Consider the following 26,258-nt stretch of genomic DNA (forward strand, 5'->3'; position numbering starts at 1 on the left):
TTTGGCGCTTCAATGCTACGGTGAACGGGTTCGCTTCTCCGTCTAGTGTGGAGGCCGGGCGTGACCGCGATATCACCCTGTGACGGTGCCGAACTGTGCGACGAACTCCGCTCCGACGACAGCAATACCTTCACCACCTTGTACGGAGGGGATCCGCCCGGCCGGGAGATCGCCTCGACTCCGGGTCTCCGGCTCATCGCTGACCTGTCGCCGCTGACCGTGGGGCATCTGTTGCTGTTACCGGAGGAGCATTACCTCAGCTTCGGTCACCTCGACGCCGCCCGCGCCGATGGCGTACGTGCCATCTTGTCCCTGCTCCGGCCGCTCTATGTCAGGACCTTCGGCCAGCTCGCCATCCTGGAACACGGGTCTTCCTCGCGGATCCCGTCGGCGTGCATCACCCACGCCCACTGGCACCTTCTCCCCGTCAACGGAGCGCACCTGACCGAATTGATCGTCCGCGACGGGCTGGCGGCCGTTCGGCTGCCCGACTTCACCGCGTTGCGGCGGTTCGCGGCGGCTGACCAGCCCTACTACTACTGCTTCGACGGCGACAACCATGTCGCGTTCGATGCCCAGCGCCGTGTCCGCTCGCAGTACCTCCGGTCGGTGGTGGGCGCCCTGCTCGGCATCGCCGACCCGGAGTGGGACTGGTCGCTGGTGGTCCGCAAGAATCTGCTGCGGGCGACGATGATCGCCACGCAGGGCTGGCGAGAGCTGATCGCAGACGATGGCTGCGTGGGCCGACCCCACATCGCGGTCCGCGCTGGTGCTCATGGCTGAACTCGCAATTTCCGTGGACGGTCCGACCGCGAGCGGCAAGACCACTCTTGCCTACGCGCTCGCGGCGCGGCTGGGAATGCGGGTGCTGGACACCGGGCTGACCTATCGTGCCGTCGCCTATGCGACCTTACTCGCCCCGGTGTCGCCCGGCGGTCACCTGTTCGAGGTGCTGCGGCATGACCTCGCGGCACCGGGGACGCGACCGCCTTCCGCCGCAGTCGTTTATCAGGGGGAGAACATCACTGACGCCATCTGGTCACCCGAAGTGGAACAGCAACTGCGTACCGTGTCGGCTGATCGGAAATGGCGTCATGAGATCACCGAGTATCACCGCATGATCGTCCGCAGTGGAGAGCGGATGATCGCGGTCGGGCGTGACTGTGCCACGACAATCCTGACGTACGCCGACTGCCACGTGTTCCTCACCGCCGCCGACGCGGTTCGGCGGGAACGCCGGCGCGCACAGTATCGAACCGTGCCGGGTCGGGCGGTACGCGTCGGTCCAGCCACAAGTCTGGATGACACCACCCGCGAACACATCAGTCGCCACCCGCACGGCCTGGTTCTGGACACCACATTCCTACCGGCCCACGCCACGGCGCGGGCCGTCCTTCACCATCTAGGAGAACGACGATGACCGCCGCAGCCACCTACTCCGACGAACCGACCCGGGTCGCGAAGCTCGTCGGCGCCTTCCTCACCGGCCAGTCCGGGTCCGTGCTCGGCGGCGGCCACGGCCCGCACGCCACCCTGACGGCCGGCGCCGACGCCCGGGACGACTGCGCGATCTACGACCTCGACGGCCCGGTCACCCTGGTCGTGGGATCCGACTACGTCCGCGGTCCCAAGTTCGCCCTCTACGAGCATGGCCTGTTGACGAACTTCGACATCGGCTACTACCTCGTGGCCGCCAATGTCAGCGACATCGCCGCGATGGGCGCCTCGCCCGTCGGCGTCCTCACCGTCGTGCGCTACCCGAACGACCTCGACGACGGTGCGTTCCTCGACATCATGGCCGGCATCCACCAGGCCTGCGCCGACTTCGGCACCCTCAACGTCGGCGGCGACATCGGCAACGCCGAACGCATCGTCCTATCCGCGTCAGCCATCGGCATCTGCCGCACCGGCACCGCGCTGACCCGACGCGGCGCCAGATCAGGCGACTATCTCTGCGTCACCGGCCCATGCGGGGTGCTCGGCGCCGCGGTCGCCTACTTCCCCAAACGGCGCGTCAACGGATGGACCCTGCCGGACAACCTGGAGCAGGACCTCCTCGCCGGCTGGCGTCGCGCCCACGCCCGGGTGGCCGAGGGACGGCTGCTGTCCACCGGCGGCTACGCCACCGCCTGCCAGGACACGTCCGACGGACTCAGAGCGACCATCGAGCAGCTCGCCGCCGCCAGCGGGGTCGGCTTCGACGTCACCGAGGACGACATCGCCATCCACCCCGCCGTCAGCGCCGTCGCGAAGCTCATCGGCTCCGACGACATCACCCTCGCCATGAGCGCCTCGTCGGACTTCCAACTCGCCTTCACCGTCCCCGCCGACCGACTCGACAGCTGCCGGGACGCGTTCGCCCGCGACGGCCTGACCTTCGACGTCATCGGCCGGGCCACCCCGCCCGAGGCCGGGGTCGCCTTCGTCGGCCGCGACGGCACCCGGCATGCCCTGCCCGGCGTCGCCTGGAAACACCAGGCGACCGACGTCAGCGGACTGGTCGCTGGCGTCACCGTCACCCCCACCACCGCCGCGCCGTGATCACCGCAACCGCCACCTGGCCCGGCACCGCCCAGGTGAGCCGCTCCTACGCCTCGCTGGTTGCGCACTACACCGCGATGACGGCGAGCTACAGCCGGTTCCCCGCCCTGCGGCAGGAGGTGGAGGAATTCCTCGCCGGGCTGCCGGAGGGTCCCGTCCTGGACCTCGGCTGCGGCGCCGGCCGGGATGCGCAGCTGGCCGCCGCGACGGGCCGTACCGTCGTCCTCGCCGACGTCACACCAGCCCTGCTGACCGCCACCGCAACCCGTCTCGCCTCCCGCAGCGCCGTGTGCTGCGACGCCCTCGCCCTGCCGTTCCGGGCCGGTGCGTTCGCCGGCATCATCGCCAGCGGCGTTCTGCTGCACCTGCCCAAGCCGTACACAGCAGGGGCGCTGGAAGGCATTCGGCGCGTCCTCGTACCCGGCGGCAGGGCGTTGATCAGTATGAAACACGGCGGCAAGGACGGCTGGCGCAGCACCGACGACTTTCCCGCTCCGCGATGGTTCACCTACTACGAGCCGGAGGAGTTCGCCAGCGCCTGCCGGGCCGCCGGACTCCGCGTCGCGCGCCTGGACAGAAGCACCCGCAAAGACTGGTTCACCGCCACGACCGAAGGCTAGGACCCCCGCTGACACTCGCACGTCAACCTGTCGACGGTGAGTCAGAAACTCCTTGACGGGGACGGCTATCGTCCCGGACATGGTTTTTCCGGCCGTCCGACTCACCGGTTGCTTTCCCGAGGCTCATGGGTTTGTGCTGCTCGATCCGGCACGCCTTGATGAACACCTCGGTGCGGACAGCGCGGGTCGCAATCTGCTGGAGCTGTTCAGTACCACCGAGGCCGGGGACGCTGTCGCCAGGGAAGGCATCGCGCTGCCGCTGATGGGCGTGAATGCCGCGTACTACACCGTGTTGGTGCGACATGTCTCGGATCGCTCGCCGTGGTCCACTGCCGTGCGCTCCTCACCGGGCTGGGTCCTGGGTTCGGAGACTGGTTCGTTGTTGCTCTGCGGTGCCGGCCACCTCATTCGTTGGACGCCGGGTCACCCGGGACACCGCCGTGTGACAGTGCCGCCTGGCTGGTACGAGGTCGAGGTTCGGGAGCACGATCAAGCCGACGGGACCGATGATGGCGCGTACGAACTCGTGTTGACTCCCACCTCAGCCCAACCGACCTTCCGGCAGCCACGGGCGTAGGACGGCGCTACCGCGAGCGATGCGGGAGGACGCGGTGCGGCAGCCAGCACAGACGCAAGGCCGGCTGCTACCCGGCGCCGATGCGTTGGGCGAAGGCGCGGATGCCCGGCAGGCTGTTGCGGGTGTCGGCGGACAGGAGTTCGCGGGTGAGGGTCTGCGCCCAGGGTCGGTAGCTGACCTCCTGCGGGGTGTCGCGTTCGGCGGCGAGTAGCACCCGGAAGGCGGCGGCCGGGCGCCCGCGTCCGTGCAGGGCCAGGGCGGTGTCCTCCCAGTACCGGGCGCGACGTTCAAGCGTATCGATGCGCGCCGGGTCGACCTGGCGCGCGTAGTCGACGGCGCTGCCGTAGTCGCCGAGAACCCGGGCAATGCTGATCTTGTAGACCGCGAGGTCGACCGGGTTGAGCCGGCTCAGGTCGGCGGCGCCGGCCCGCCGCGCGGCGTCCTCGGCCTCTCGGAGCAGGGTCCACGCCGTGTCGCGGTCGTCGCGCATCGCCGCCGTGTACGCGGCGACGGCGAGCAGTTGTCCATACATGGCCGTGTGCCGTGGGTCGGTCAGGCCGGTGTCGGTGTCGAGCTGCTGGGCGGCGCGTAACACGAGCCGCTGGGCGCCGTCACGGTGGCGGGTCCGACGCAGCACGGTAGCGGCAAGCCGGGTGGCCTCAGCGACGATCACCGGCTCCCCGCTGGCGTTGGCGGCTTGTAGGGCCCGGTCCGCGGTGCAGGCCGCCATTCCGTCGTCGTGCAGCTTGGTCAGCAGTTGGGTGGCGATGCAGTAGCTCTGCGCCAGCCGTGCGGAGGCGAGCTCGGTCTGGCCGACCGGTGCGTGATCCCGGCCGGCGCTGGCCTGGGCGAGCAGCCGGGGCAGGCGGCGGGCGAGCTGGTTGTAGCGGCATGCGCGAAAGTCTGCTCTCGCCGCCGACAGCGCGGCGGCGAGCTGCTGGGCGGGCAGCGGGACGGCGGTGACCCGACCGAAGACCACATCTCCGACCGTGGAGGTGATGCCCGCCCCGGCCTCGGTGGGCAGTAGAGCAGCGCCGGTGGTCAGACCGAGAGTACCGGCGATCAGGTCGCGTCTACGCATCCAATCGTCACCACCGTCCGGTGTCCATCCGGTCACCCTAGCGGCGCGGGGGGCCGAGGGTGGGGACGACGTGGCGAGGCCAAGCAGATGCGGTGGGATTCCATATACCTCGGCCAGCCGCCGAAGCTCGACGACTGTCCACCTCCGTCGGCGCCCGCTCTCCCACCGGGACATGGTCGCAGTGGAGTAGCCGGCGAGTTGTCCCGCCTCTTCAAGGGTCAGGCCGGCGGCGGTCCGAGCGACGCGTAGCAGGGTGCCGACATCGCCAGCAGCGGCTGCCGCTGCGGCGGCGGGCATCGCCGTCCAGGCCGGGTCGGTTATCAACGCCCACCTCCCCAAAGCGATGGGCGATTCGAGCGTGACTGATCAATTGCGAATCCTGCAAGCCGCTTGCACAGTATGCGCAGACACCTCCTGACCGTCCGGTCGCCCCGGCTGTACTGGACCGAGCCCGACTGCCGGGCGACGACGCTCAGTGACGCAGGGGAGTGAACATGATGCGTGTCAGCACCACCATGAATGGCCTAGCCGCCGCGATGAACCTGGTCCGTGCCGGACTGGCTGCTGCTGGAGATCGGCGCAGGCTGCCGCGCTCATCCGACCGCCGTGCCCGGGTCGGTCGACGGTCTGGGCCGGCTCCGTCCCGTCCCCATCGAGCGGGGCGCCCGGGCCACCCGAGGCACGTCCGCCGTCGTGCGCGTGACGACCGCTGATGGGGCTACGGCGTCGTGCGGTTGAGCGCCGTTTTCATCTGGCTGAGCCACTGCGGGCCGAGTTGGTGCCCGTTCGGGAGTAGGTCGGCTCGATCCCAGCGCCACGCTGTGGCGATCGCCAACGCGAGGATTCGGCAGTCGCGTAGCAATCCTTGGTCGGCACCGGGATAGTGGTCGCCGACTTCCTCGGGGGCGTGGGCGAGGTCGAATTCGACCGGCCCGCGGCAGCACGTTTCGAGGTCGATGAAGAGTGGCCCGTTGGTCGTGGCGAGCACGTTGCCGGGGTGCGGCTCGCCGTGCAGGAGCTGCTCGGCGGCACCGCGTTCGAGGACCGCCCGGCGCAGGTTCCGTAGCGTGTTGGCGAGGAGTTCCCGGTCTGCGTCGGTGAGTGCCGGAGAGCGGTCGCGGCTGGCCACGATCTGCTGGGCCTGCTCGACCCGATCCGTGAAGTGTGGGGTGGGGACATCAATCTCGCGCATGCCGGCGTGCAGCCGCCCGAGCGCACTGGCGTAGTCGGCTGGCGGGATCTCCCGGGGTGCCGCGGGTTCGTAGTAGGTCCAGAGCGTGACCGCGAACCCGTCCCGCTGGTGGACGCGTGGCTCGACCCGAGGCTCGACAACAGCCGCCGGGCTCCCGCAGTCGGCGAGCCGCTGCGCGAGGTCGATTTCGAACTGTGCGGCCTGGTGCGCTACCGGTGCCACCCGGACCAGGACGTCACAGGGCAGCAGCCGCAACGTGAGCCGGTTCGAGTCCTGAAGAATGATCGCGTCCTCAGCGGTCAGGCCGACCGATGAGGCGGTCGACTTGGCAGCCGCCACCGCACGCGGAATCTCTGACGCCTGCATTGTCAGCCGGCTCCTACCCCTGCGCGCCCGCCTTCGACCCGGGGCCACCGTAGCAAGCTGCGCTACGGCGGGGTGGTCAGGCCGATGGCGGTGGCGAGCTGGGTGACGTCGGCGGCGGTGGGGCCGGCGCGGAGGACGGCGATGAGGGCGGTGCGGGCGGCCGGGCGGGCGCGGGTCTCGGCGATGGCGATGTGGTCGGCGGTGACCAGGGCGCGACCGGCGGCGGCGGGGTCGCCGGCGTCGAGGTGGGCGCGGGTGATGTCGATCAGGTGGGCGGCCCGGTGTTCGGCGGGCAGCCGGCGCCAGCCGTCGGTGCCGGTGGCGCGTAGGTGGGTGGCGACGGCCAACTGGCTGTCGCCGAGGTCGGCGGCGACCAGTGCGCGGACCAGGTCGACGACGGTGGGGCCGAAGGTTGTCGTGCCGCCGCGATGGGGCTGGTCTGCGTACCCGATGGTGTGGGTTGCGGCGCGGGCGGTGAGGTCGCGGGCGGTGGCCGCGTCGCCGCAGGCCGCGGCGGCGAGGGCGGCTTCGACCAGGAGGATCCCGGCGAGGGGGGAATCCGCCGGCTTCAGATGGTGTACGGCGGTGAGGGCGGCTGCCATCGCCAGGTGTCCCCGGTGCAGGGCGCGGAGGGCCTGGGTGAGGGGGATGGCAGCGATGGCGGTACGGCGGGGGTCGCCGGCGGCGGTGGCCATGGCGCGGTCGGCGGCGAGCCAGGCGAGGTGCGGTTCGCCGAGTTTGATCAGCACCTGGGCGGTGAGGCGGTAGGTCCGTAGCAGGGGGTCGACGACGGAACCCGGGGCGGCGTGGCGGGCGTCGCGGAGCAGGTCGGGCAGGATTTTGAGCAGTTGCGGGTGGTGGGCGTGCCGGTAGGCGACCCAGGCGTGTTCGACGCGGCGGTGCAGTTCGTCCGGTGGTGGCGCCAGCCGGAGGTCGGGGGAGTCGTAGCAGGCGAGTGCGGCGCGTACCCGTTCGACGGCGGCGGCGAGTCCGGCGGGTGGTTCGGGTCGGGTCGGGTTGGCGAGCAGGACTTCCGGGGTGACGCCGAGGACCTGGGTGACCGTCTCGATCACCGAGAGGCGGTCGAGCCGGCGTAGTCCACGTTCGACCTTGTCGACCCAGCTCTTCGACCTGCCGATCCGGCCGGCGAAGACCTCCTGGGTCATCCCGAGCCGGATCCGCAACTGCGCCACCCGCCGCCCGACCGGCAGGTCCCCGGCGGTGCGGCGGGCCGGGGCGATCATCGGGACTCCGCGCGCGGCATCGGGTGGGTGAACTCCCCGCAGCGCGGGCACCACCGGGACTTGACCCGGAACGTGAAGAGTCCTACGAGGAACCCGGGCACCAGCCCGCCGAACACGATCAACGTAGCCACGAAGATCACGATTCTTCTCGCCTTCTGGTGTGGTCGGGGATCGAGAGCGTTGCCGCACTCTCGATCCCCGACCGCTCCACCCTGTCGAGGGAGGTCCGGAGGTTCTTTCGTGAGCGAATGGCGAAATCTGCCGAGCCGATTGGTGTGGCGCGACCAATGAAGGTTGCCTCGCTGACATCCACACTGGACCCGGATCACCGAGGGGCGGAAGATGGTGAGTATCCCGCCCGAAGCGTCACGGGACACCGAGTCTTCCGAGCCGATTCTGAGGATGTGAAGGACTATGCCCGCGAGTGATCTTCTGGTAATGAACCTCCGCATCACGCGAGAACTTCTGGGGCTGACCCAGGAGCAGTTCGCAGAGCGGATCCACTACTCGACACAGCACGTCGGTGGGATCGAACGCGGCGACCGTCCCGCCCTGCTCGACTACCTGAAGGCGGTCGACCGGACGTTCGGCACGGCATTCGTCAAGTTCTACGAGGAACTTGTACGCGGCGAGCCGACGCCCATCTGGCTCAAGTCCTGGCTCGACCGTGAGCGCGAGGCGAGCTTGCTGCGGTACTTCGAGTTGGCTGTGGTTCCCGGACCTCTGCAGACCGAAGCGTACGCAAGCGCGTTGATCGAATCCTCGTCGTCGGGCAGGGCAGCAGAGGAGGCCATCGCGACCCGGTTGGCCCGTGAACTCATCGTGACTCGTGACCTGAAGCCCGCTCAGCTCACGGCAATCCTCGACGAGGGCGTCCTCTACCGCCATATCGGTGGACCTGACGTCATGCGTGGACAGCTGCTGCATCTGATGAAGTCCGCCGAGCGCGATAACGTCAGCATGTACGTCGTGCCAGTGACGGCCGGGGCGTACATCGGTCTCGACGGCTCGATTTCGCTTGCGACCGTACACGGCCGGGTAGTTGGCTTCGCGGACGGGCCGTTGCGAGACGACGCGATCGAGGACGTTGACCGAGTCGATGACCTTGAACGACGGTGGGAGATGATCCGGCGCTACACTCCGTCGCAGGAAGCGAGTCTCGAGCTGATCAAGAAGGCGGCTGACCAGTGGACATGACCCCCCCTCCGACTTGGCGCAAGAGCAGTCGGTCAAACACAACCGGCAGTTGTGTGGAGGTTGCGAGCAATCTTCCGGGCCGCATCCTGGTCCGCGACAGCAAGGACCGGGACGGCCCGGTCCTAGCCTTTGTCCCGTCCCAGTGGTCGGCATTCCTCGTGTTGGCCCGGCACGGCAGTTGATCTCCCAGGTACCACAGCAGAGCGCCGCGCTGAGCGTCCTCCCAGTCACGATGTCGCCGCGTGGCCCGAGTCCGGCACCGCCGTCCTTGGCGGTCTGATCCAACGAAGCCCGAAGGGCGGTTGTAGCTCAACCTGCCGTCTCCAGGCGTCGATACAACTGACGGCTAGGCTCCTCGAGCCGAGGATCGTTGCGCCGTTGCCGGCGACAGCGACAGCGACGAAGATTGCCGATAGGCTGCCGGTATTGCGACAGCCAAAGATGGCCACCTCTGCCCGTCATCCATTGCAGCTTCTATACTTCGCGCTCCTCCTCATCTGCGTCGTTAAGGGACGCCATCGTTTCCAGGGCAAGCCTCCACAGCGATCCTTCACCGGCGACGTACCACCGGGAGGGCCCCTGAGCGGCCACAGGAGCCTTGCTCCACCCTGCTAACTGCCACATCTGCTGAACGAGTCCCGATGGCGAGTATCGTTTGCCATCTACCGCCCACAAGAGCGGACGTACGCGTTGATTAACCCACGTTGCTGTACCACGTCTTGGATCGTCCGCGAGCCAGCCAGACATCGCCTCCCGCTCAGGTTGAGTGGGCGCTCGATAGGTTAGAGGTGTGCCATCAGCAAGCCGCCGTGCGTCGATCAGGGTAGGGACGGCATTGGGCCTGCGTTGCTTAGGAATCTTCTTTTCTGGTCGGTAGTCCGGCGGCAAGTCGGGTACCGGAATATTTCGTTGCAAGTCCGAAAGAACGAGAGAAATTAACGCTCGGCAGCGTTCCACATTGGCAAGCGTGCTTGCCACTATTGAGTTTGGCCCAAATTTGGCATCGATGTGATGGACGAGCCACCCTGCGGCACGGCGAGTCGCATCCGGTACCTGGGCAAGTATCGGGCTCCAGTCGCTATCCGGATCATCAATTCCGTCGAGGTCCAAATATCGAAAGACAATGTGTGCGATGAGACGGTTACCGCGCTCGGCAATCGCCTCAGAGCGTGCTTGGTGGCCCTTGGCGGTACGGTGAAGTGTTTCGTCAATCTCGCGAAGAACAAGGACGGTGCGCCAAATTTGATATGCGCCCGGCGGATCCTGCTCATTGAACAGGAGTTGGTACGCCCCCTGCGGGCCCTCCTCCCATAGCAAATCAGTGCCGCGTTTAGCGCGGATGGCAAGCTCCGGGTTTCTATGCGCACAGGCAAGCGCTATTGCTGCGCTGAGCACCGAACACCCGCTTTCGGGTGTTGGCTCTGGCTCGCCGCGCTTCACCATGTAGGTTTTTTGAAGAGAGAGTGCGAAGTCCTCCTTGATTGCGGCTTGTGTTGGATCGAGAGCGACGAAGTCTCGGCGTTCAACCCGGTTCTGAGTGTTTGTCGCAGTGGTCACCGCATCTGCAAACCCTGGCTGACAGTTTTGCAGGGAGATGACTCGTACACTGACGTAGCCTTCAGCGGTCCCCTCAGTATCCTTCCGTGAAGCTGCGTAGATCGCATGCACGGTCTGTGCGCCGTTCACCACACTGGCGCCATCAAGGTTTAGTTCGACGGGGCTCCTTGCGGATCTGCTGAAATAGTTTGGATCCAGCTTGTCACACAGGACAGTGATTCCATTGTTGAAGTACCAGAAGTTGTATGGCTCGCTAGTCAGCGTGTCGGTTAGCCCTTGGTTCACCTGAGTCAGGCCGAGGGGCTTACGGATATTACGATCGAACAGGCGGTCCCCATGTGTCGCATACCACTGTGCAACCTCGGCGACCGAGATGGTGCCCTGAAAAGCCTCGTACGGCTCGGTGATTCGGATCCAGTCCTCCATCTTCGCTGTCAGCTTGATGGGCGGCTCCGAAAAGTCGTTGCGCACAACCTGCCAGACATCCGATGCGAGATAGATTCGGTGGTCAAGCATCGTGCCAAGCTGGTTGAACTCGTCCTGCGCGTCGGTCAGCCGCCGGACAACGTCGTCGGACAGTACATCGGTCCGCATGAGCGCGGGAACCATCGTGATCCGCGAGTGCGGATTGGCCAGAACGGCAGCCACCTGGTCTGACAGATTCTGGAACTTGACGTTGAAGCGATCGAACCGCCGGGTATCAATTTGGACCAATCCGTCGATGAACTTCAACGCTTCGGCAACGCCGAAGCTGGCTCGTCCCTGGTCGCTCCACTTGGATTGGATTAACCACAAATGTGATGCGCTGTCGTCTGTCGCTACTGCGTCGATACCAATGTCGTCTCGACCGTCGATGACTGCGCCAGCCGCTGCGGCATTGTCGCATCCTGTCAGGTCTCGAACGACTAGGGCAGCCAGTGCCCTGGACAGGAATGCTTGTTCACGACCTACTTCAGACCTCTTGGGGAGGTCGTCGAGATCGATTATGTTCTCGAATTCCCTCTTGAGCGCGTCCCGCACGTGTCGGATCTGCACTTTGAAAGCACCTTGCCTTGATGCTCCCTGTCCTACATTCACCCCGACCGCCTAACTGTTGATCGTCTGATATATGTTATTTAATGGCGCGTAGATGGACGACTTTCTGGGTAGTGCTGCCGACTATGAATTATCTTGGCTCTGGAAAGCCGAGTTGTCCCACCGTTACTGCCGTGATTTGCGCCTGTCGGCGTTCGGTGAGCAGTTTTAGTTGTCGGTCAATTTCCTTCCCTGCCCGTGAGATAGTGTCCTGGTATCGGCGAAGGTCTCGAACCAGTTCGTGTTGGCGAGTCACGGAAGGAAGGGGCACGGGAAAGTTCAAGATCTTGCTGCTGCTTGTGGAGGCTAGATTTGTTGTTTTCGACCCGGTACTTTCGAAATAGGAGCGGCCATGCGATGTCTGAGTCATTAAGGCCAGATAGTGGGCGTCGAGTCGATCGGGGTTGGGTCGGAGCGCAAATACATGATTCTGATGTAAGCAGTCTGGGATTTGCCCGCCCCATACAGTTCCTCTGCCCAATTTGTCAAGATCTCCACCTTCGGTCATGAGGACATCTCCGGGCCGAAGGGTGCTTCGTGCCGCCATTGATCTAGGAATGGTGACCTCTGCTACCGACGATAGATCTATGTGGTCGGCTTGGACATTGGCGACACGCAGGTAGGGACGTGTTACCGGCTCATCGCCAGCCTTTCGACCCCCGTCGACGGTGATCCCGCTTTGCAGTCTGCATAGATAGCCAAGCCTCACCCTTGGTTGGTCATTGTCTCCTGGCGGTAGCCACGGCCAAGGTTGGCTTCCGCAATGCTTCAATGTAATTCCTGGAACTAGGGTTTCGGATACGTGGGAGGTCCACCGCTCCTCCAATAAAGTGCGTTGTCGTACTCGAGCCTTGATGAGGCGGTCGATGCGGATGGTTTCGGCGTCGAGGAACTCGGCGATGCGTCGCTGCTCCTCTAGTGCGGGCAGTAGAACTGGGAGATTCCGGAGAAATTCATCGGGCACACGCTGCTGTCCGGCGACACCGTACATCTCAGCCTTGCCAAGCTTCAGGAAGGGGTGGGTGTGGACCAGGTATAGCAGGAATCGTGGATCGAGTCGTGCCCCGGCACGGAGGACATGAAGCTCCGTCGAGCCTGCCCCCACGCCGTTGTGAAGACCATCAATTAAGACCGAGCGGCTTGCCTCGAAGGTTGGCGTAATTTTGGGGACTAGTACGTCGCCGTTCTCGAATCTGGTGTAGCCGCTACTCACAACGGCCTTGCTGCGACGTTGAGAGATGTCTAGCCTGCTACCTGGCCAGACTGACTCCATCGGTAGGAATGTGAGCTCGCTGTCCGTTGGTAGTCGGTCGAAGGCAGGTGACGGTGGATTGATTTGTGCGATGTGACGCAGACGTACCGGGTTCACTTCGTCACCTCGCCGAGAAGTACCTGGATCTCGGCTTCGAGGGCCTTCAGTTCGGCGTCGATCTCGGCGAGGGGGCGTGGGGGCTTGTAGACGTAGAAGTGGCGGGTGAAGGGGATCTCGTACCCGATCTTGGTTTTGGTGTGGTCGATCCAGGCGTCGGGGACGTGGGGGAGGACCTCGCGGCGTAGGTACTCGTCGACGTCCTCGTGCAGGGGCACGTTCTCGTAGTCGCGTAGCTCCGGGTCCGGCTCCGGGGCGCCCTTGACCTGTTGCACCTCGCCCTCGGGGTCGCGCACCCCGATGGCCTCGCGCAGCGCCTTGGCGAACGGGGCGGCGCTCGGCCAGAGCACCCCGGCCTCGGCCATCGCCTGGCGGAGCGCGTCCCAGGCCGCCCGCTTCGTGCCCCACGAGCGCCCGACCAGCGGCTTCAGGGTGGTCGCGAACGCATCGACATCCAGGGCGCGGGCGATCGGCTTCGACTCGCGTACCCGGGTCAGGGTTTCGTCGGTGACCTCGAAGCGGAGCTTGAGTGGCCGCTCCACGGTGATGCGGCGGTAGCCGAAGTCCTCGTTGGCGAAGACCTTCACCTTGGCGTGCTGCGGATGCTCCGGGTCGTCGGCGACCTGCAGCGCCTCCCCGTAGAGGCGGGTGATCTCGGCGATCTGCTCCCCGGTCAGGTACTTGCGCTTGTCGCCGAGCGACTTGCGCATCTTCGCGAAGTACTCCCGGGCGTCCAGCAGGATCACCTTCCCGCGGTGGTCGGGCAGCTTGCGGTTGGTCAGGATCCAGAAGTACGTCGAGATGCCGGTGTTGTAGAAGAGCTGGTCGGGCAGGGCGACGATCGCCTCCAGCCAGTCGTTCTCCAGGATCCACCGGCGGATCCGCGACTCGCCCGAGTCGGCCGCGCCGGTGAACAGCGGCGAGCCGTTGAAGACGATCGCCAGCCGGCTGCCGCCCTTGCCCTCGGCGGTCACCGGCTTCATCTTCGAGATCATGTGCTGGAGGAAGAGCAGCGAGCCGTCGTTGATCCGGGGCAGGCCGGCGCCGAACCGGCCGCTCTCGCCGAGCCGCTCGTACTCGTCCTCGATCTCGTCCTTGACCTTCTTCCACTCCACCCCGAACGGCGGGTTCGCCAGCAGGTAGTCGAAGCGGGCGTTGCGGTGGCCGTCGTCGCTGAACGAGTTGCCGAACTTGATGTTCTCCGGGTCCTGGCCCTTGATCATCATGTCGGAGCGGCAGATCGCCCACGACTCCGGATTCAGCTCCTGCCCGAAGACCTCGACCGTCGCCGACGAGTTCAGCTTCGTGATGTGCTCCTCGGCGGCGCTCAACATGCCGCCGGTGCCGCAGGCCGGGTCCATCACGGTACGGACCACACCCGGCACGCTCAACGCGTCGTCGTCCGGGGCGACCAGGAGGTTCACCATCAGCTCGATGACCTCGCGCGGGGTGAAGTGCTCACCGGCGGTCTCGTTCGACTGCTCCGCGAAACGCCGGATCAGCTCCTCGAAGACGTACCCCATCTGGTGGTTGGAGACGGTGGCCGGGTCAAGGTCCAGGTCCGCGAAGCGGCCCACCACCTTGTAGAGCAGGTTCGCGCTGTCCAGCCGGCGGACCTGCTGGGGGAACTCGTAGCGGTGCAGCACCTGCTGCGCGTTCTCGGAGAACGCCCCGATGTAGGCCAGCAGGTGCTTCGCGGTCTGGCTCGGGTCGGCGGCGATCGACTTCAGGGTGTAGCTGCTGGTGTTGAAGAAGCTGTGCCCAGCGGCGCGGCGCAGGAAGCGCGCCACGTCCATGTCCTGGCCCTCGAACCGCTGGCGGGTCTCCCGCACCGCCTCCCGGGTCGGCGCCAGCACGCACTCCAGGCGGCGAAGCACCGTGAACGGCAGGATCACCTTGCCGTAGTCGGACTGCTTGTAGTCGCCGCGGAGCAGGTCGGCGACCGACCAGGCGTGATTCGCCAACTCGGTGTGCTTGCTGGTGCTCAATGGTTTCCTTCCACGGTGGGCGGGAGCAGGGCGCCGCCGGTGAGGCCAGCGGACAGCGTACGGGCAGTCTCCTCGGCGAGGCGGGCGGTGCTGTCGGCCGCCGCGCGGACCGCATTCAGGTGGCGGAACGCGCGGCCGTAGTGCCGCTGTTCGGTGAGGGGGAGCAGCGGGATCCGCAGCCGTCGGGGATCGACCCGGACCACGGTGCTGCCGAACGAGGCGGCACTCAGATTGTCCTCGGCGGCCAGGAAACCGGCGAGGAACCACGGGTCCAGGCGAGTCGGGTCGGGCCGCAGCAGCACGAGCTGCCGGCCGAGCGGCTGGCCGGCGTCGCCGGCCTCGGCGACCCGGGCAGAGCCGGCGGCACCCTGCAACAGCTCGGGGAGGATGACATCACCGGCCTGGAGGGTGATCTCCTCGCCGGTCGGTTCCCCGTCCACCGCCCCGGCCGCCGGCCGCCGGGGGGCCCGCAGCAGCGTCAGGGCCTCGCCGCGCAGCAGGTCCGCGACGGTCGCGGTACGCCAGGAGATCGGGGTGGCGCCGGCCGGCGGCCAGCTCTGGCCACCGGTCAGGCCGATCAGCTCGTCGGCGGCCGTTCGCAACCGGCCGCCCAGCTCGGTGGCCAGGTCGGCAAGCTCGTCGGGTTTAGCGGGGACCGGGACGGCTCGGACGTGCCGGGCGGGGGTGAGGTCGACCGCCTCGTCGAGCAGGTCGATGACCGGCACGGCCCGCGACGCGCCGGGCACCGGGTCGAAGCTGTCGGGGCGCCGGTCGAAGTCGCGCCAGGCCGTGAGCACCGTCTCCCGGAGCTGCGGCCAGTCGGTCCGGCCGGCCGGGGTGTCGGCCGCCCGGTGGCCGTCGGCGGCGTCCACGAAGAGCACGCTCTGCGGCAGTTGCGCCTGCGGATTCGGCCGTTGCAGCAGCCAGATCTGCAGGGCGATGTGCAAGGGCTGCGCGACCCCGGCCGGCAGGGCGACGACGGCGCGCAGCGCCCCAGAGCGGATCAGCTCGGCCCGGATCCGCCGGCCGGACGGGCGTTCGGCGGCGGCCGGGGGCATCAGCAGGGCGGCCCGACCGGCCGGGTCCAGGTGGGCGAGGCAGTGTTGCAGCCAGGCCAGCTCCGGCTCGTTCCTCGGTGGCAGACCGAAGATCCAGCGCGGGTCGTACGCCAGCTCGTCGTGTCCCCAGTTGCGCTGCCCGTACGGCGGCGCGCAGAGCACCGCGTCGGCGACAAGCGACGGGAAGGCGTCGGCGTGCATGCTGTCGCCGACCCGGATCTCGGTCCGGGTCTGCTCGGCGGCGTGGGTTCCGGGAGCGCGGTTCTCGGCGGCGATGGCGAGGCGGGCGGCGGCCTGGGCGGCCAGCGGCGGCGCGATGTCCTGGCCGGACAGCTCGCGGGCACCCCGAGCGGCGGCGGCCAGCAGCAGGTTGCCGTCGCCGCACGCCGGATCGAAAACCCGATTCGGGTACGCCTCGTCGCGGCCGGCGAGCAGGTCTGCCATCAGCTCGGCCACCGGCTCCGGGGTCTGGTAGACGCTGGTGGCCTTTGTGTCGTTGAGGTCGCCCTCGGCGAGCACCTCCAGCGTCCGGACCGCTCCCTCCGCGGCGACGCAGCGCAGCAGTGTCCGGAGTAGATCCGCCTCACCCGGATGGTAGACCGGGTCGCCGGTGCCGGGGATGCCCGTGGCGTACGACCGGGCCTGCCGCCTCACCCATGTGGACAGTCGATCATCGGGAAGTTCGGTGGCCTTTTCGAGGTCGGTGTCGGCAATGTGACTCGCCGCGACAACGGCGGGAAGCAGTCTGCTTCGGTGGGCGGGGTCGGACACGGCGGCTGCCCGTAGGGCGGTGCGCAGGTCGTCGGCGGGGGAGCCGACCGGCAGCTGTCCGCGCGCGTCGAGCCAGGCCCGAACCTCGACCAGGTCGTACGCCGGGCTCGCCTCCGTCCCGCCCGACGGAGCGGGAAAGTCCGGGTGTCGCCGGCGCCAGTTGCTGACGGTGGCGCGCGTGACGCCGGCCAGCCGGGAGATCTCGGCTGCCGTCACCTGGGCGGGTTGTGCCATGGGTTGTCCCGTCGGTTGTGCTGCTCTTCGTTCCGTACTCTACACCAGCCCCGACCGTGTAAACGCTTTTGACAGTGCTTTCACGTTGATGTGTGCTAGGGTTGTTTTCACCCGGGCGGCGCGTCTGTGCCGTTCCGTCCCCTCCCCGAAGGAGCTCTCATGTCGATGCTCATGCCCCTGCCCACCGCCGCAGTCGAGGGCATCCAGCTCACCGTCACCCCGTTCCGCCCCGACGCGGTGATCGGCACGATCGCGCTGCCGGCGCTGCTGCAGCTCGTCCCCTCACCCAAGCGGGAGGAGGACAAGCGGGCGATGAAGGTCTCCTCCGGCGCGGTACGCCGGCACGCCGAGATCCGCTCCCTGGTCCAGCGCACCCTCAAGTCCAGCCAGAAGGGGCGCAACGTCGCCGGCTACGCCCACTACATCGCCGCCGGCATCAACGGCGACTTCGGCTCCGGCTGGTCCACCCCGCCGATCACCCTCTGGCTCGCCGACGACCCCGGCGCCGTCAGCGACGAACTCGTCCCCGGCAGCGGCATCTGCCGGATCACCCTGCTGGCCGGCTCGCCGGTGGTCGCCATCGACGGCGAGACGCAGGTGACCGCGCTGCACGAGCTCTACGACGACCCCGAGCAGTACGGCACCACCTACCAGAAGCTCAACGTCGTCCGGCTCCCGTTCGAGCTCTACTGGGGGCTCAGCGTCGAGGACGCCCGGCAGATCTTCTACGACCGCAACGTCGAAGGCGTCGCAGTCGACAAGAACCTCGCCATGTCCATGGACCAGCGCGACCTCGGCACCCAGCTCGCGCACCGGATCGCCGAGGCGGTGAAGGTCGAGCACGACGGCCGGATCATCCCGCTCGCCAAGCTCGTCCAGGCCCGCAAGCGCCAGCTCACCAGGACCGACCCGGAGCTGATCACCCTCTCCGCGCTGCGGGTCCTGGTCATCGCCACCATCTTCGGCCGCCGCGGGCTCGGCCTCTCATCGACCACCGTGCGCAGCGGCGACCTGCCCGAGACGGTCGGCGCCGAGCGGATCGAACGCCGGGTCGTACCGCTGCTCTCCAGCCTGCTGACCCAGCTCTACCCGCAGCTCGCGGCCCGCACCGCGGCCGCCGCGCCGGCGGTGCTGGCCGGCATCGGCATCGCCGCCCACCAGGCCACCGGCTGGGCCGTCGGCGGGGCCGAGCTCACCGACACCGACCTGCTGGATCTGCTGCACGAGATCCGGTGGGAGAAGGAGGCCCGCTACTGGGACGGCGTCGCCGCCAGCGCCAACGCCCGCGGCGTCCTCAACTTCGGCGGCGGCGCCAAGGACTCCGGCGGCCGGGTCGCCGACGCCATCCTCTACCCCGACACCGAAAGCGGACGCAAGATCCGCGGCCGGTGACACCCCTCCAGGAGGTGTGACATGAGAGACGACCCCCAGAACAGCACCGTCGACCAGCTCATCCAGGAACACCTGGACCACGCCGATCTTCCCGAGACGGCCGAGAACCTCATCATCGCCGCCCTGCTCGGCGACGATGACTTCGCGGCGATGCTCGGCGGCACGGCACCTCGCCGCCCCGAACCCACCATCGACGCGCTGGAGCAGACCCGGCCGATCGGCACCTACCTCGCCGGCATCGAGGTGACCGGGTTCCGCGGCATCGGACCCACCGCGACCCTCGGCCTCATCCCGGGGCCGGGACTGACGATCGTCACCGGCCGGAACGGCTCCGGCAAGTCCAGCTTCGCCGAGGCCGCCGAGTTCGCCCTGACCGGCGACAACAAGCGCTGGACCGGCCGCACCAGCGTATGGAGGGACGGTTGGCGGAACCTGCACACCACCGGCGACTCCCGGATCAAGGTCCGGCTCGGCGTCGAGGGCCAGCGCGGCGGCGCTACCGTCGAATGCCACTGGGCCGGCGGAGCGGGCCTGTCGGAGGGCATCACCCACCTACAGGCAGTCGGTGGGCAACGGCAGTCCGTGGCGGACCTCGGTTGGAAGCAGCCGCTGGAGCTGTACCGGCCCTTCCTGTCCTACTCGGAACTGGGCGGGCTGATCGGCGGCAAACCCAGCGAAATGCACGACTCCCTGCAGCTCATCCTCGGCCTCGGGCGGCTCGTCGAGGTCGAGACCATGCTCAAGACGGCCCGCCGGGAGATGGACCAGCGGCGGAAACGATCCGCCGAAAGCCGTCCGGCCCTGCTGGCCGCGCTCGCCGAGCACCCCGACCCCCGAGCCCGCCTCGCCGAGCAGGCCCTCGCCGGCCGGGCCGCCGACCTGGAGCGGCTGGGCGCCCTTGTTACCAGTGAGGACGCGGACGACGACTCGGCCGTCGTGCCGCTGCGTCAGCTCGACGTCCTGCATCTGCCGGGCCGCGAGGAGGTCGCCGAGGTGGTCGACCGGCTGCGCGCCGCCCTGGCCCGGATCGACGAACTCGCCGGCACCCCGGCCGGCGAGGCCCGGGCGCTGGCGGCACTGTTGCGCGACGCGTTGCGTCACCGCGCCGACCACCCCGACCAGCCTTGTCCGGTGTGCGGGGGTCGCACCCTGGACCAGGAATGGGCCGCCGAAGCCCAGGATCGGATGGACGGCCTGACCCGGCTCGCGGAGGACCTCGACGCCGCCCACCGCGCGGAACGCGAAGCCCGCCACGCCCTGCGTGCGCTGGTTCCGGCCGAGCCGAAGGCGCTGGCCGCCGACCTCTCGGCAGAGCACGTTCACACCGGCGAGGCCCGGACGGCCTGGCAGCGCTGGGACGAACTGCTTGCCGTACCCGCCTCCGCGCGAGTCGTGGAGTCGGCGGTCGGCGGCTTCGAGACGCTGCTCGGGAAGGTGACGGTGGTGCAGGCGGCGTCCCGGGACGCCCTGAACCGCCGCCGGCAGGTGTGGCAGCCGATCGCCGACCACCTGCGGACCTGGATCGACACCGAACGCGACAGCCGGCGGGCCGCCACCAATCTCACCGCTCTGAAGGCGGCGATCAGCGAGCTGCAGAAGATCGGGGCGACGATCCGCAACGACAAGTTGGCGCCGATCGCCGCGGAGGCCACCGGGATCTGGAACACGCTGCGGCAGGACAGCAACGTGACCCTCGGCGGGATCAAGCTCGCCGGCACCGGCACCAGCCGCCGGGTCGACCTCGACGTGCAGGTCGACGGGGTGCCTGGTGCCGCCCTCGGCGTGATGAGCCAGGGGGAGCTGCACTCCCTCGCGCTGGCGCTGTTCCTCCCGCGGGCCACGATGCCGGCGAGCCCGTTCCGGTTCCTCGTCATCGACGATCCTGTCCAGTCGATGGACCCGGCCAAGGTCTACGGCCTGGCCCAGGTCCTCGCCGACGTCGCCAAGGACCGGCAGGTCATCGTCTTTACCCACGACGACCGGCTCCCCGCCGCCGTCCGGCACCTGGAGTTGGACGCCCGGATTCTGGCCGTCGACCGCCACGCCCGTTCACAGGTCACCGTCAAAGGCGACGGAGACCCCGCCGAGCGCTATCTCACCGACGCCAGCGCCATCGCCAAGGACGACGGAATGGCCGACGACGTCCGCCGGACGATCACCTGCAACCTGCTCCGCTACGCCATCGAGTACACCTGTCAGGAGAAGATCAGGATCCGTGGCTACCAGGCGGGCGCCGCTGTGGTGAACACCGAGAACGCGATCGGTGAGGCGGTGCGACTGCGGCAGATCCTCGCTCTGGCGCTGCTCGGGGACCGCACCCGGGAGGGCGAGGTGAACGCCAGGCTGGAGAAACTGGATCGTGCGGCCCCGCGGCTGGTCCGCACTGTCAATGCCGGCTCGCACGGCGATGCGGCCACCGATCTTCCGACCCTCATCCGCGACGCCCGCAGGTTGGTAAAGGAGTTGAGCGCGGCATGACGCCCCAGCAGTTCCTCGCCGAGGCGGCGAACCTGCTCGAAGGCCCTCGCCCCAGCATGCGCCGCTGCTGGCAGCGTGGTTGCGCCTGCCTCACCCGACTCGCCCTCGAACATGGACTACGCCGCTACTGGAGTCGAGTCTCCCCGACGGTGGCGCATTGCCCGATACGTCACCAACTCCTGGCCCTACCGTCCTTTGCCGACCCACAAACGGCCCGGATCGCGCGGACAGCATGGCACGGTCTGTCCCGGGCGGTGCACCATCACACCTACGAATTGGCGCCGACCCATGCCGAGCTGCACTCCTGGCACGACGACGTTGTCACCCTGCTCGACCGACTGGACCGGATCGGCGGTAGTCCATCCATTCGGACCTGAAACCAGCGCAACGCGCCTCAGCAGCTGTCGAGCCCTCGTTCAGGAAGGTACCCACCGATGGCCGGACGATCCCCAACAAGACTGGTAACCACCGTCCAGCGGGCGCTCGCTGCGGGACCGGTCTCCCAGGATGCACTGATCGCGAGCCTCAATCAGGCTGGGGTTCGGGTCGACGTGGGTGTGCTGTGGGAGACCTGCCGTACCCACGGCCTGGCCGATCTCCGAGGTGATCTGTGGATACCGAGGGGGTGGGCAGAACCTGGCATTGATTCTGGCACCGAGACGTTCGCATCCGCGCGAGCGAACGGCCCACCGGGGCAGCGAGGGGAACCGTCGGCCCGAGATCGGGCCTCGCGGAACGCGGACACCAAGGTCCGGCAGCTCGCGGACTCGCTGGGGCTTGGCGCACCGGAACCCGTGCCGCCGGTGGGACCGGTGCCTTCCGGCTGGAGCGAGGTGGCCCGTGGTGCCTGTCGGGCCCTCGCGGACGAGCTGGCGAAGGTCACCAGCCGGCGGACCGAGACGGATGTTCCGCTCTTGGACGGCCAGGAAGCGGGACATACCGCGACTCGGCGTCTGGTGCGCTTCGAGGCGCAGAACGAGATCGGAAGTGCTGAGGGGACACGGGGCCTGCTGGTCGTGCAGGAACTGCAGATGGAGGTTGAGGTGATCTCCGTCTTCGGGGCGGTGGTCACCCTGTCCGTACCGTCGGACGCGCCGTCGATGCGCGAGGCGACGCTGCGGATCGATCTGTCGTGGCTGTTGAGCGCGCAGAGCAGGCGGCTGTGGGAACTGCAGGAAGGAGGCCCCGGCTTCAACGCCGAGGCGGCGTTGAAGGCGGTGACGCCTCCCGACAGCGGCATGGTGTCCAGCGCGCCGGAGACCGGTGAGCGGCTGGAACCCGGCGAGACGGACCGGCTCAACGATGGCCAGCGTCGAGCTGTCGAACTTGGGCTGACACCCGGCGTGACGTGGCTCTGGGGACCACCCGGCACCGGCAAGACGACGACGATCTCGGCCCTTGTCGCGGCGCTGGCGAAACGGGGAAAGCGGGTGCTGGTAGCAGCACCCACGAACGCTGCCCTAGACGTCGTCGTCACCTCCCTGTTTGATCGGGCGCCGCAGCTTGCGCAGGATGGCACCCTCGTCCGACTGGGTCAACCTACGGAAACACTCCTGAACCATCCAGCCGGTGATGCGGTTCTCGTTGACGTCGTCGCCGCGCAGCGGGGCACTGCACTCGCGGCCGAACGGGTGGCGGTCGGACGGCGACGACAAGAGGTCCGCAACGCCCTGGTCGAACTGCGGCGGGTCAAGGGGCCGTTCTCGAACGAGCAGCAGCAGCGACGTTCCGAGCTGGAGTGGGAGGCGGCTGAACTGGCGGCGGTGGCGGAAGGGCTGGATCGCCTTCTGCTGCAGTTCCGCCGGGCGATCTGCCGGGACGCGAGAGTCGTGGCCGCCACCGCACATCAGACGGTCCTCGACGTTCTCAAAGGGTTGACCTTCGACGTGGTCGTGCTCGACGAGGCGAGCATGACCACCAGCGTACTGGCGCTGCTGGTGGCTGGCGCTGGAGGTGGTCACACTGTCATAGCCGGAGATTTCCGGCAGCTTCCACCGGTGGCCGTTGCCGGCACTCCCGCGGCCAGAGAGTGGCTGCACAAGAGCCCATTCGAGAAGGCCGGCCTGGTACGCGCGGTCAAGGAAGGAAACGCAGTACACCGGCTCGCCGCGCTGACCACGCAGTACCGGATGCGCCCCACCATCGGTCGGGTGGTCAGCACGGCCTTCTACCGGGAGAGCCCGCTGGTCACCGCCGCCGCTGTCCTCGATCGGGAGCGACGTAGCCGAATCCGTTGGGCGAGCGGGGAACTGGTGGTGTTGGACACGTCACGACTCGCTGCCCGGACCGCGCGCCGGCAGGGAACTGCCTCGCGGTACAACCTGATGCACGCGCAGTTGATCACCGCTTTGTTGGGCGCCGCCACCACTCAGACTCGTGACCTGGCGATGATCAGCCCGTTCACGGCGCAGGCGCGGCTCCTGGAGTCGCTACTTGTTGACTTCGGCATGGACCGGTGGTCGTCAGCAACGGTGCATCGCTTCCAGGGCGGGGAGCGGGACATCGTCATCTACGACACCGTGGACACCGGTCGTGGGTTGCCCAGGCTCCATCCCTGGTTCACCGACCAGGATCCGGAGAGCACCGGCACCCGCCTGCTGAACGTGGCGGCCAGCCGGGCGAAGGACCACCTGGTCGTGGTGGGCGCCTTCGATCAGCTGCACCGCGCTGGTTCGTCCGCCGACCCCCTCTGGCGATTCTTCGCCCATCTGCTCGACGAGGCGATACACCTACCGTGGCAGGAGATGCTTGACCTCTCCGACGGATCGACCGAGCAGATCGCGTCCAGCGAGGTGTGGTCTCGGCTCAACGAGGACATCGCTCGCGCCGCCAACGTCGAAATGTGGCTTCCCGCCGATCCGCTCGTCGGCCTGCCGAAGGTGTTGCCAGCCCTGCGATCTCTGCCGGCGGTCAACGGCGAGGTGCACTCGTCGACGGTCTGGATCGAACCAGATCGAGACGGGTACCTGCCTGCCGAGGCGCTCCACGCACGACGCGAAGGCGTCAACATCCGCCCCTGTCTTCCGATCCTCGAGTCCAGCGCAGTGGTCGGAGACGTGGTCTGGTCCGCCGGGGCGTCACTTCTCGGCCCCGACCCCGGGGTCGTGCTCCGTACCGAGAGCGCCCCGTTCGCCGACCTGGTGCGGAGAACCCAGCGTCGGAAAAGGTCCGCTGCGGTGCCTGGCTCAGGTCAACTGGGGGACGATTGCGGGCGATGCCAGCGGATGTTGGTTCGCTTCGAGCTGCTGCACCGCGGATCCCCCGATCTTCGCTACGAATGCCCTTCGTGTGACCGATCGACCAGGCGAATGGTTCGGTCATAGGCAGCAGACACCGCGCTGGCTTCGAGCCGGGACATATGAGACCGTCGATTCGTTGGCCGAAGTGGATTCGGTGGAGGGGTGGCGGTCGGCGTGGCGATACGACGACGGGGATCGCGGTGGACGGCCGGTCTGCTGGTCGGGGCGCTGCTGACGGGAGCGCCGGGGGCGCCGGTACGGGCGGCGGACCAGGCCGACTGGCAGGTGGTGGAGCTTGGCAACCCGGTGGACGGCTCGCCGCCGGCAGCCGCCATCGGCGCCGTCGCTGTCACCACCGACCGGATCGGCTCCCAGGTGCCGTACCTGTTCAGCGTGCTCGCCGGCCAGGTCTTCATGGCCTACCGCTACGACGGGCGGTGGCAGTGGGCCAAGACCGGGCCGCCGTCGCAGACGGTCGCCGCCGAGCTGCCGGTGGGTGTCGTTGTCGGCCAGCCGGTGTCGGGGGAGCCGGAGCGGGCGTACGTCTTCGTCCGCGGCACCGACGGTCACCTCTGGGTGTGCACGCTGGTCGGAGTCGACTGGTTCTGGACCGACCTCGGCACCCCACCGGGCGGCGACATCGCCGCCGCCGTCGGGGTGGTCGCCGTGCACGACGGCCCGGGGCTGGCCGGTCGGCCGTACGTCTTCGTCACCGATTCGAACGGCAACCTGTGGCTGAACTGGTGGACCGGCCGGGGTTGGCGCTGGGACGACCGGGGCACACCGCCGACGTCGGTGGTCAACCCGTACTACGCGCGGGTCGGCGTGGCGGCCGGTCAGCCGTCGGCGGGCGGGCCGGAGCACCCGCAGGCGTTTCTGCTGGACGTCCGGGGCGACCTGTGGCGGCACGGCTGGGACGGCAGCGCCTGGCGGTGGACCAACCACGGCCGGCCGGTCCCGTTCGTGGACCGGCCGCACGGACTCGGCGCGGTCGCCCTCCCGGATCCCGCCAACCTGACGAACCAGGTCGTCGCCTACACCGCCTACGGCGCCCAGGTGTACGCCTTCGAGCTGAGCGGCGACGCCGGCCGGTGGACGCCCCGGGGCACGGTGACCGGAACCAGTTGGGTGGACCCGGTCGGGGTGGTCGCCGCCCGGGAGAACCGGATCGTACCGGCCGTACCCCGGGTGTTCGTCGCCCAGCTCGACGCGGCCGGCCCGATCTGGCAGGGCGGCACCGATCAGACCTGGACCCCGATCCGCGGCACCAGCGTCCAGTCCGCCGGCGGCCGGGACACCGGCGACACGGTCGTCGTCGACGACCCGCTCAGTGTCGCGCAGATCACCTATGTCTTCTACTGGGCCGGCAGGCACAACAACCTGACCGTTGCCTGGTCGGCGCCCTGACCCCAGGCCGAGACCCAGCCCGAGCCTCAGCGTCGAGCCTAGTCCGGCCCGATGGCGAGGCGGATCGCCTCCGCTGCGAACACGTGCCCGTCATTATTGAGAGTCCAGTAGACGACGTCCAACGTGGACAACGGCTTGGGGCTGCTGCGGATCGCCGCCGCCGCCTCCTCGAACCGACCGCGCTCGCCCAACAGGGCACCCGAGCGCCACGCCGCGACCTCGTCCTCCTGCGCGACGCTGCGCATCAGTTCGATCCCTTCATCGATCCGGTCCAGCCTGAGGAGCAACTCCGCCAGTTGGATGGCCGCGGGCACCACGCCACGGTCGACATACTCACGCAGGGCCGCGATCGCCTCGTCCGGGCCGCCATGGGACTGGAGTGACGAGGCCAGGTCAGCCAAGGCGTCCCGATTGCCGGTCGCCGCGGCCGGTCGCAGGACATCCAGCGCCTCGTCGCGCCGCCCCTCGTCCCGCAGCCACCGGGCGAGTCTGACCGAGGCGTACGTCTCGCCTGCCTCGGCGAACCGGCGCAGCAGCGCGACCGCATCGTCGGGGCGGCCGGCCGCCCGCAGCGAGTCGACCATCATGCTCACCGCGGGCCAGTGCCCGGCATCGACCATACGTTGCAGCACGGCGGCGGCCTCCGGGTCGCCGTGCCGCCGGACCAGCGCCCGCACCAGTGCCATTCCGGCATCGTGGTTACCGGCCATGGCCCGTTGGCGCAGTTCGTCCAGGCGGTCGTGTCGGGCCAGCAGGTCGGCTAGTTCCGTCGCCAGGGGGCCGTCACCGGCGTCGGCGTGGGGCCGCAGCACCGCGAGCGCCTCGTCGATCCTGCCCTCCTCGGCCAGTCGTCGGCTCTCCTCCGACACGCGA

20 protein-coding genes are annotated in these 26,258 nt (G+C 68.2%); 12 read left to right on the forward strand and 8 right to left on the reverse strand.

Annotated elements, in window-relative coordinates; genetic code table 11:
• The first annotated feature begins 60 nt into the window (after positions 1-60).
• The 5 genes from O7627_RS08370 (at position 61) to O7627_RS08390 (ending at position 3,738) form a co-directional block, all read left to right on the forward strand.
• A complete protein-coding gene (locus O7627_RS08370) occupies positions 61-783 on the forward strand; it encodes a hypothetical protein (protein ID WP_278092929.1) in 723 nt (240 codons plus the stop codon).
• The gene (locus tag O7627_RS08375) at positions 776-1,420 is read left to right on the forward strand and encodes a (d)CMP kinase (RefSeq protein ID WP_278092930.1); all 645 of its coding nucleotides are present in this window, start codon (positions 776-778) and stop codon (positions 1,418-1,420) included. The genes O7627_RS08370 and O7627_RS08375 overlap by 8 nt, the downstream gene beginning before the upstream one ends.
• On the forward strand, positions 1,417-2,541 hold the full coding sequence (gene thiL, locus O7627_RS08380; RefSeq protein WP_278092931.1) for a thiamine-phosphate kinase: 1,125 nt from the start codon (positions 1,417-1,419) through the stop codon (positions 2,539-2,541). Before O7627_RS08375 ends, thiL begins: the two co-directional genes overlap by 4 nt.
• On the forward strand, positions 2,538-3,161 hold the full coding sequence (locus O7627_RS08385; RefSeq protein WP_278092932.1) for a class I SAM-dependent methyltransferase: 624 nt from the start codon (positions 2,538-2,540) through the stop codon (positions 3,159-3,161). The genes thiL and O7627_RS08385 overlap by 4 nt, the downstream gene beginning before the upstream one ends.
• 79 nt (positions 3,162-3,240) lie before the next feature.
• On the forward strand, positions 3,241-3,738 hold the full coding sequence (locus tag O7627_RS08390) for a hypothetical protein (protein ID WP_278092933.1): 498 nt from the start codon (positions 3,241-3,243) through the stop codon (positions 3,736-3,738).
• Between the two features lie 67 nt (positions 3,739-3,805).
• Here O7627_RS08390 and O7627_RS08395 read toward each other — a convergent pair whose 3' ends face one another.
• The 4 genes from O7627_RS08395 to O7627_RS08410 form a co-directional block, all read right to left on the reverse strand.
• A complete protein-coding gene (locus O7627_RS08395) occupies positions 3,806-5,116 on the reverse strand; it encodes a helix-turn-helix transcriptional regulator (protein ID WP_278098206.1) in 1,311 nt (436 codons plus the stop codon).
• A gap of 421 nt (positions 5,117-5,537) precedes the next feature.
• Positions 5,538-6,377 (reverse strand): aminoglycoside phosphotransferase family protein, encoded by an 840-nt coding sequence (locus tag O7627_RS08400; RefSeq protein WP_278092934.1) that lies wholly within the window; start codon positions 6,375-6,377, stop codon positions 5,538-5,540.
• 62 nt (positions 6,378-6,439) lie between these two features.
• Positions 6,440-7,621 (reverse strand): helix-turn-helix domain-containing protein, encoded by a 1,182-nt coding sequence (locus O7627_RS08405; RefSeq protein ID WP_278092935.1) that lies wholly within the window; start codon positions 7,619-7,621, stop codon positions 6,440-6,442.
• On the reverse strand, positions 7,618-7,752 hold the full coding sequence (locus O7627_RS08410) for a hypothetical protein (RefSeq protein ID WP_278092936.1): 135 nt from the start codon (positions 7,750-7,752) through the stop codon (positions 7,618-7,620). The genes O7627_RS08405 and O7627_RS08410 overlap by 4 nt, the downstream gene beginning before the upstream one ends.
• A 307-nt stretch (positions 7,753-8,059) precedes the next feature.
• Here O7627_RS08410 and O7627_RS08415 point away from each other — a divergent pair, with 307 nt between their 5' ends.
• Both O7627_RS08415 and O7627_RS08420 read left to right on the forward strand, forming a co-directional pair.
• On the forward strand, positions 8,060-8,818 hold the full coding sequence (locus O7627_RS08415; protein WP_278092937.1) for a helix-turn-helix transcriptional regulator: 759 nt from the start codon (positions 8,060-8,062) through the stop codon (positions 8,816-8,818).
• On the forward strand, positions 8,815-9,000 hold the full coding sequence (locus O7627_RS08420) for a DUF397 domain-containing protein (protein ID WP_278098207.1): 186 nt from the start codon (positions 8,815-8,817) through the stop codon (positions 8,998-9,000). The genes O7627_RS08415 and O7627_RS08420 overlap by 4 nt, the downstream gene beginning before the upstream one ends.
• Positions 9,001-9,292: 292 nt before the next feature.
• Here the strand turns inward: O7627_RS08420 and O7627_RS08425 are convergent, their stop codons facing one another.
• The 3 genes from O7627_RS08425 to O7627_RS08435 form a co-directional block, all read right to left on the reverse strand.
• Positions 9,293-11,410, reverse strand: a complete 2,118-nt coding sequence (locus tag O7627_RS08425; RefSeq protein WP_278092938.1) for an AIPR family protein — start codon at positions 11,408-11,410, stop codon at positions 9,293-9,295.
• Positions 11,411-12,814: 1,404 nt separating this feature from the next.
• Positions 12,815-14,806 (reverse strand): class I SAM-dependent DNA methyltransferase, encoded by a 1,992-nt coding sequence (locus O7627_RS08430; RefSeq protein ID WP_278092939.1) that lies wholly within the window; start codon positions 14,804-14,806, stop codon positions 12,815-12,817.
• Positions 14,803-16,869 carry an N-6 DNA methylase gene (locus O7627_RS08435; RefSeq protein ID WP_278092940.1) on the reverse strand — a complete coding sequence of 689 codons (2,067 nt, stop codon included), beginning with the start codon at positions 16,867-16,869 and terminating at the stop codon, positions 14,803-14,805. Before O7627_RS08435 ends, O7627_RS08430 begins: the two co-directional genes overlap by 4 nt.
• A gap of 159 nt (positions 16,870-17,028) precedes the next feature.
• Between O7627_RS08435 and O7627_RS08440 the strand changes: the two genes are divergently transcribed.
• From O7627_RS08440 to O7627_RS08460, 5 genes are all read left to right on the forward strand, one after another.
• The gene (locus tag O7627_RS08440; protein ID WP_278092941.1) at positions 17,029-18,261 is read left to right on the forward strand and encodes a DNA sulfur modification protein DndB; all 1,233 of its coding nucleotides are present in this window, start codon (positions 17,029-17,031) and stop codon (positions 18,259-18,261) included.
• Positions 18,262-18,282: 21 nt separating this feature from the next.
• Positions 18,283-20,739 carry an AAA family ATPase gene (locus tag O7627_RS08445; protein ID WP_278092942.1) on the forward strand — a complete coding sequence of 819 codons (2,457 nt, stop codon included), beginning with the start codon at positions 18,283-18,285 and terminating at the stop codon, positions 20,737-20,739.
• Positions 20,736-21,116 carry a hypothetical protein gene (locus O7627_RS08450; protein ID WP_278092943.1) on the forward strand — a complete coding sequence of 127 codons (381 nt, stop codon included), beginning with the start codon at positions 20,736-20,738 and terminating at the stop codon, positions 21,114-21,116. The genes O7627_RS08445 and O7627_RS08450 overlap by 4 nt, the downstream gene beginning before the upstream one ends.
• Before the next feature lie 435 nt (positions 21,117-21,551).
• The gene (locus O7627_RS08455) at positions 21,552-24,062 is read left to right on the forward strand and encodes an AAA domain-containing protein (RefSeq protein WP_278092944.1); all 2,511 of its coding nucleotides are present in this window, start codon (positions 21,552-21,554) and stop codon (positions 24,060-24,062) included.
• Between the two features lie 90 nt (positions 24,063-24,152).
• Complete coding sequence (locus O7627_RS08460; protein ID WP_278092945.1) at positions 24,153-25,385, forward strand: hypothetical protein; 1,233 nt, start codon at positions 24,153-24,155, stop codon at positions 25,383-25,385.
• Positions 25,386-25,423: 38 nt separating this feature from the next.
• On the opposite strand, the gene O7627_RS08465 is transcribed toward O7627_RS08460, so the two are convergent.
• Complete coding sequence (locus O7627_RS08465) at positions 25,424-26,254, reverse strand: tetratricopeptide repeat protein (protein WP_278092946.1); 831 nt, start codon at positions 26,252-26,254, stop codon at positions 25,424-25,426.
• Positions 26,255-26,258: the final 4 nt, after the last annotated feature.

The organism is Solwaraspora sp. WMMD1047 (assembly GCF_029626155.1).
GTDB lineage: Bacteria > Actinomycetota > Actinomycetes > Mycobacteriales > Micromonosporaceae > WMMD1047.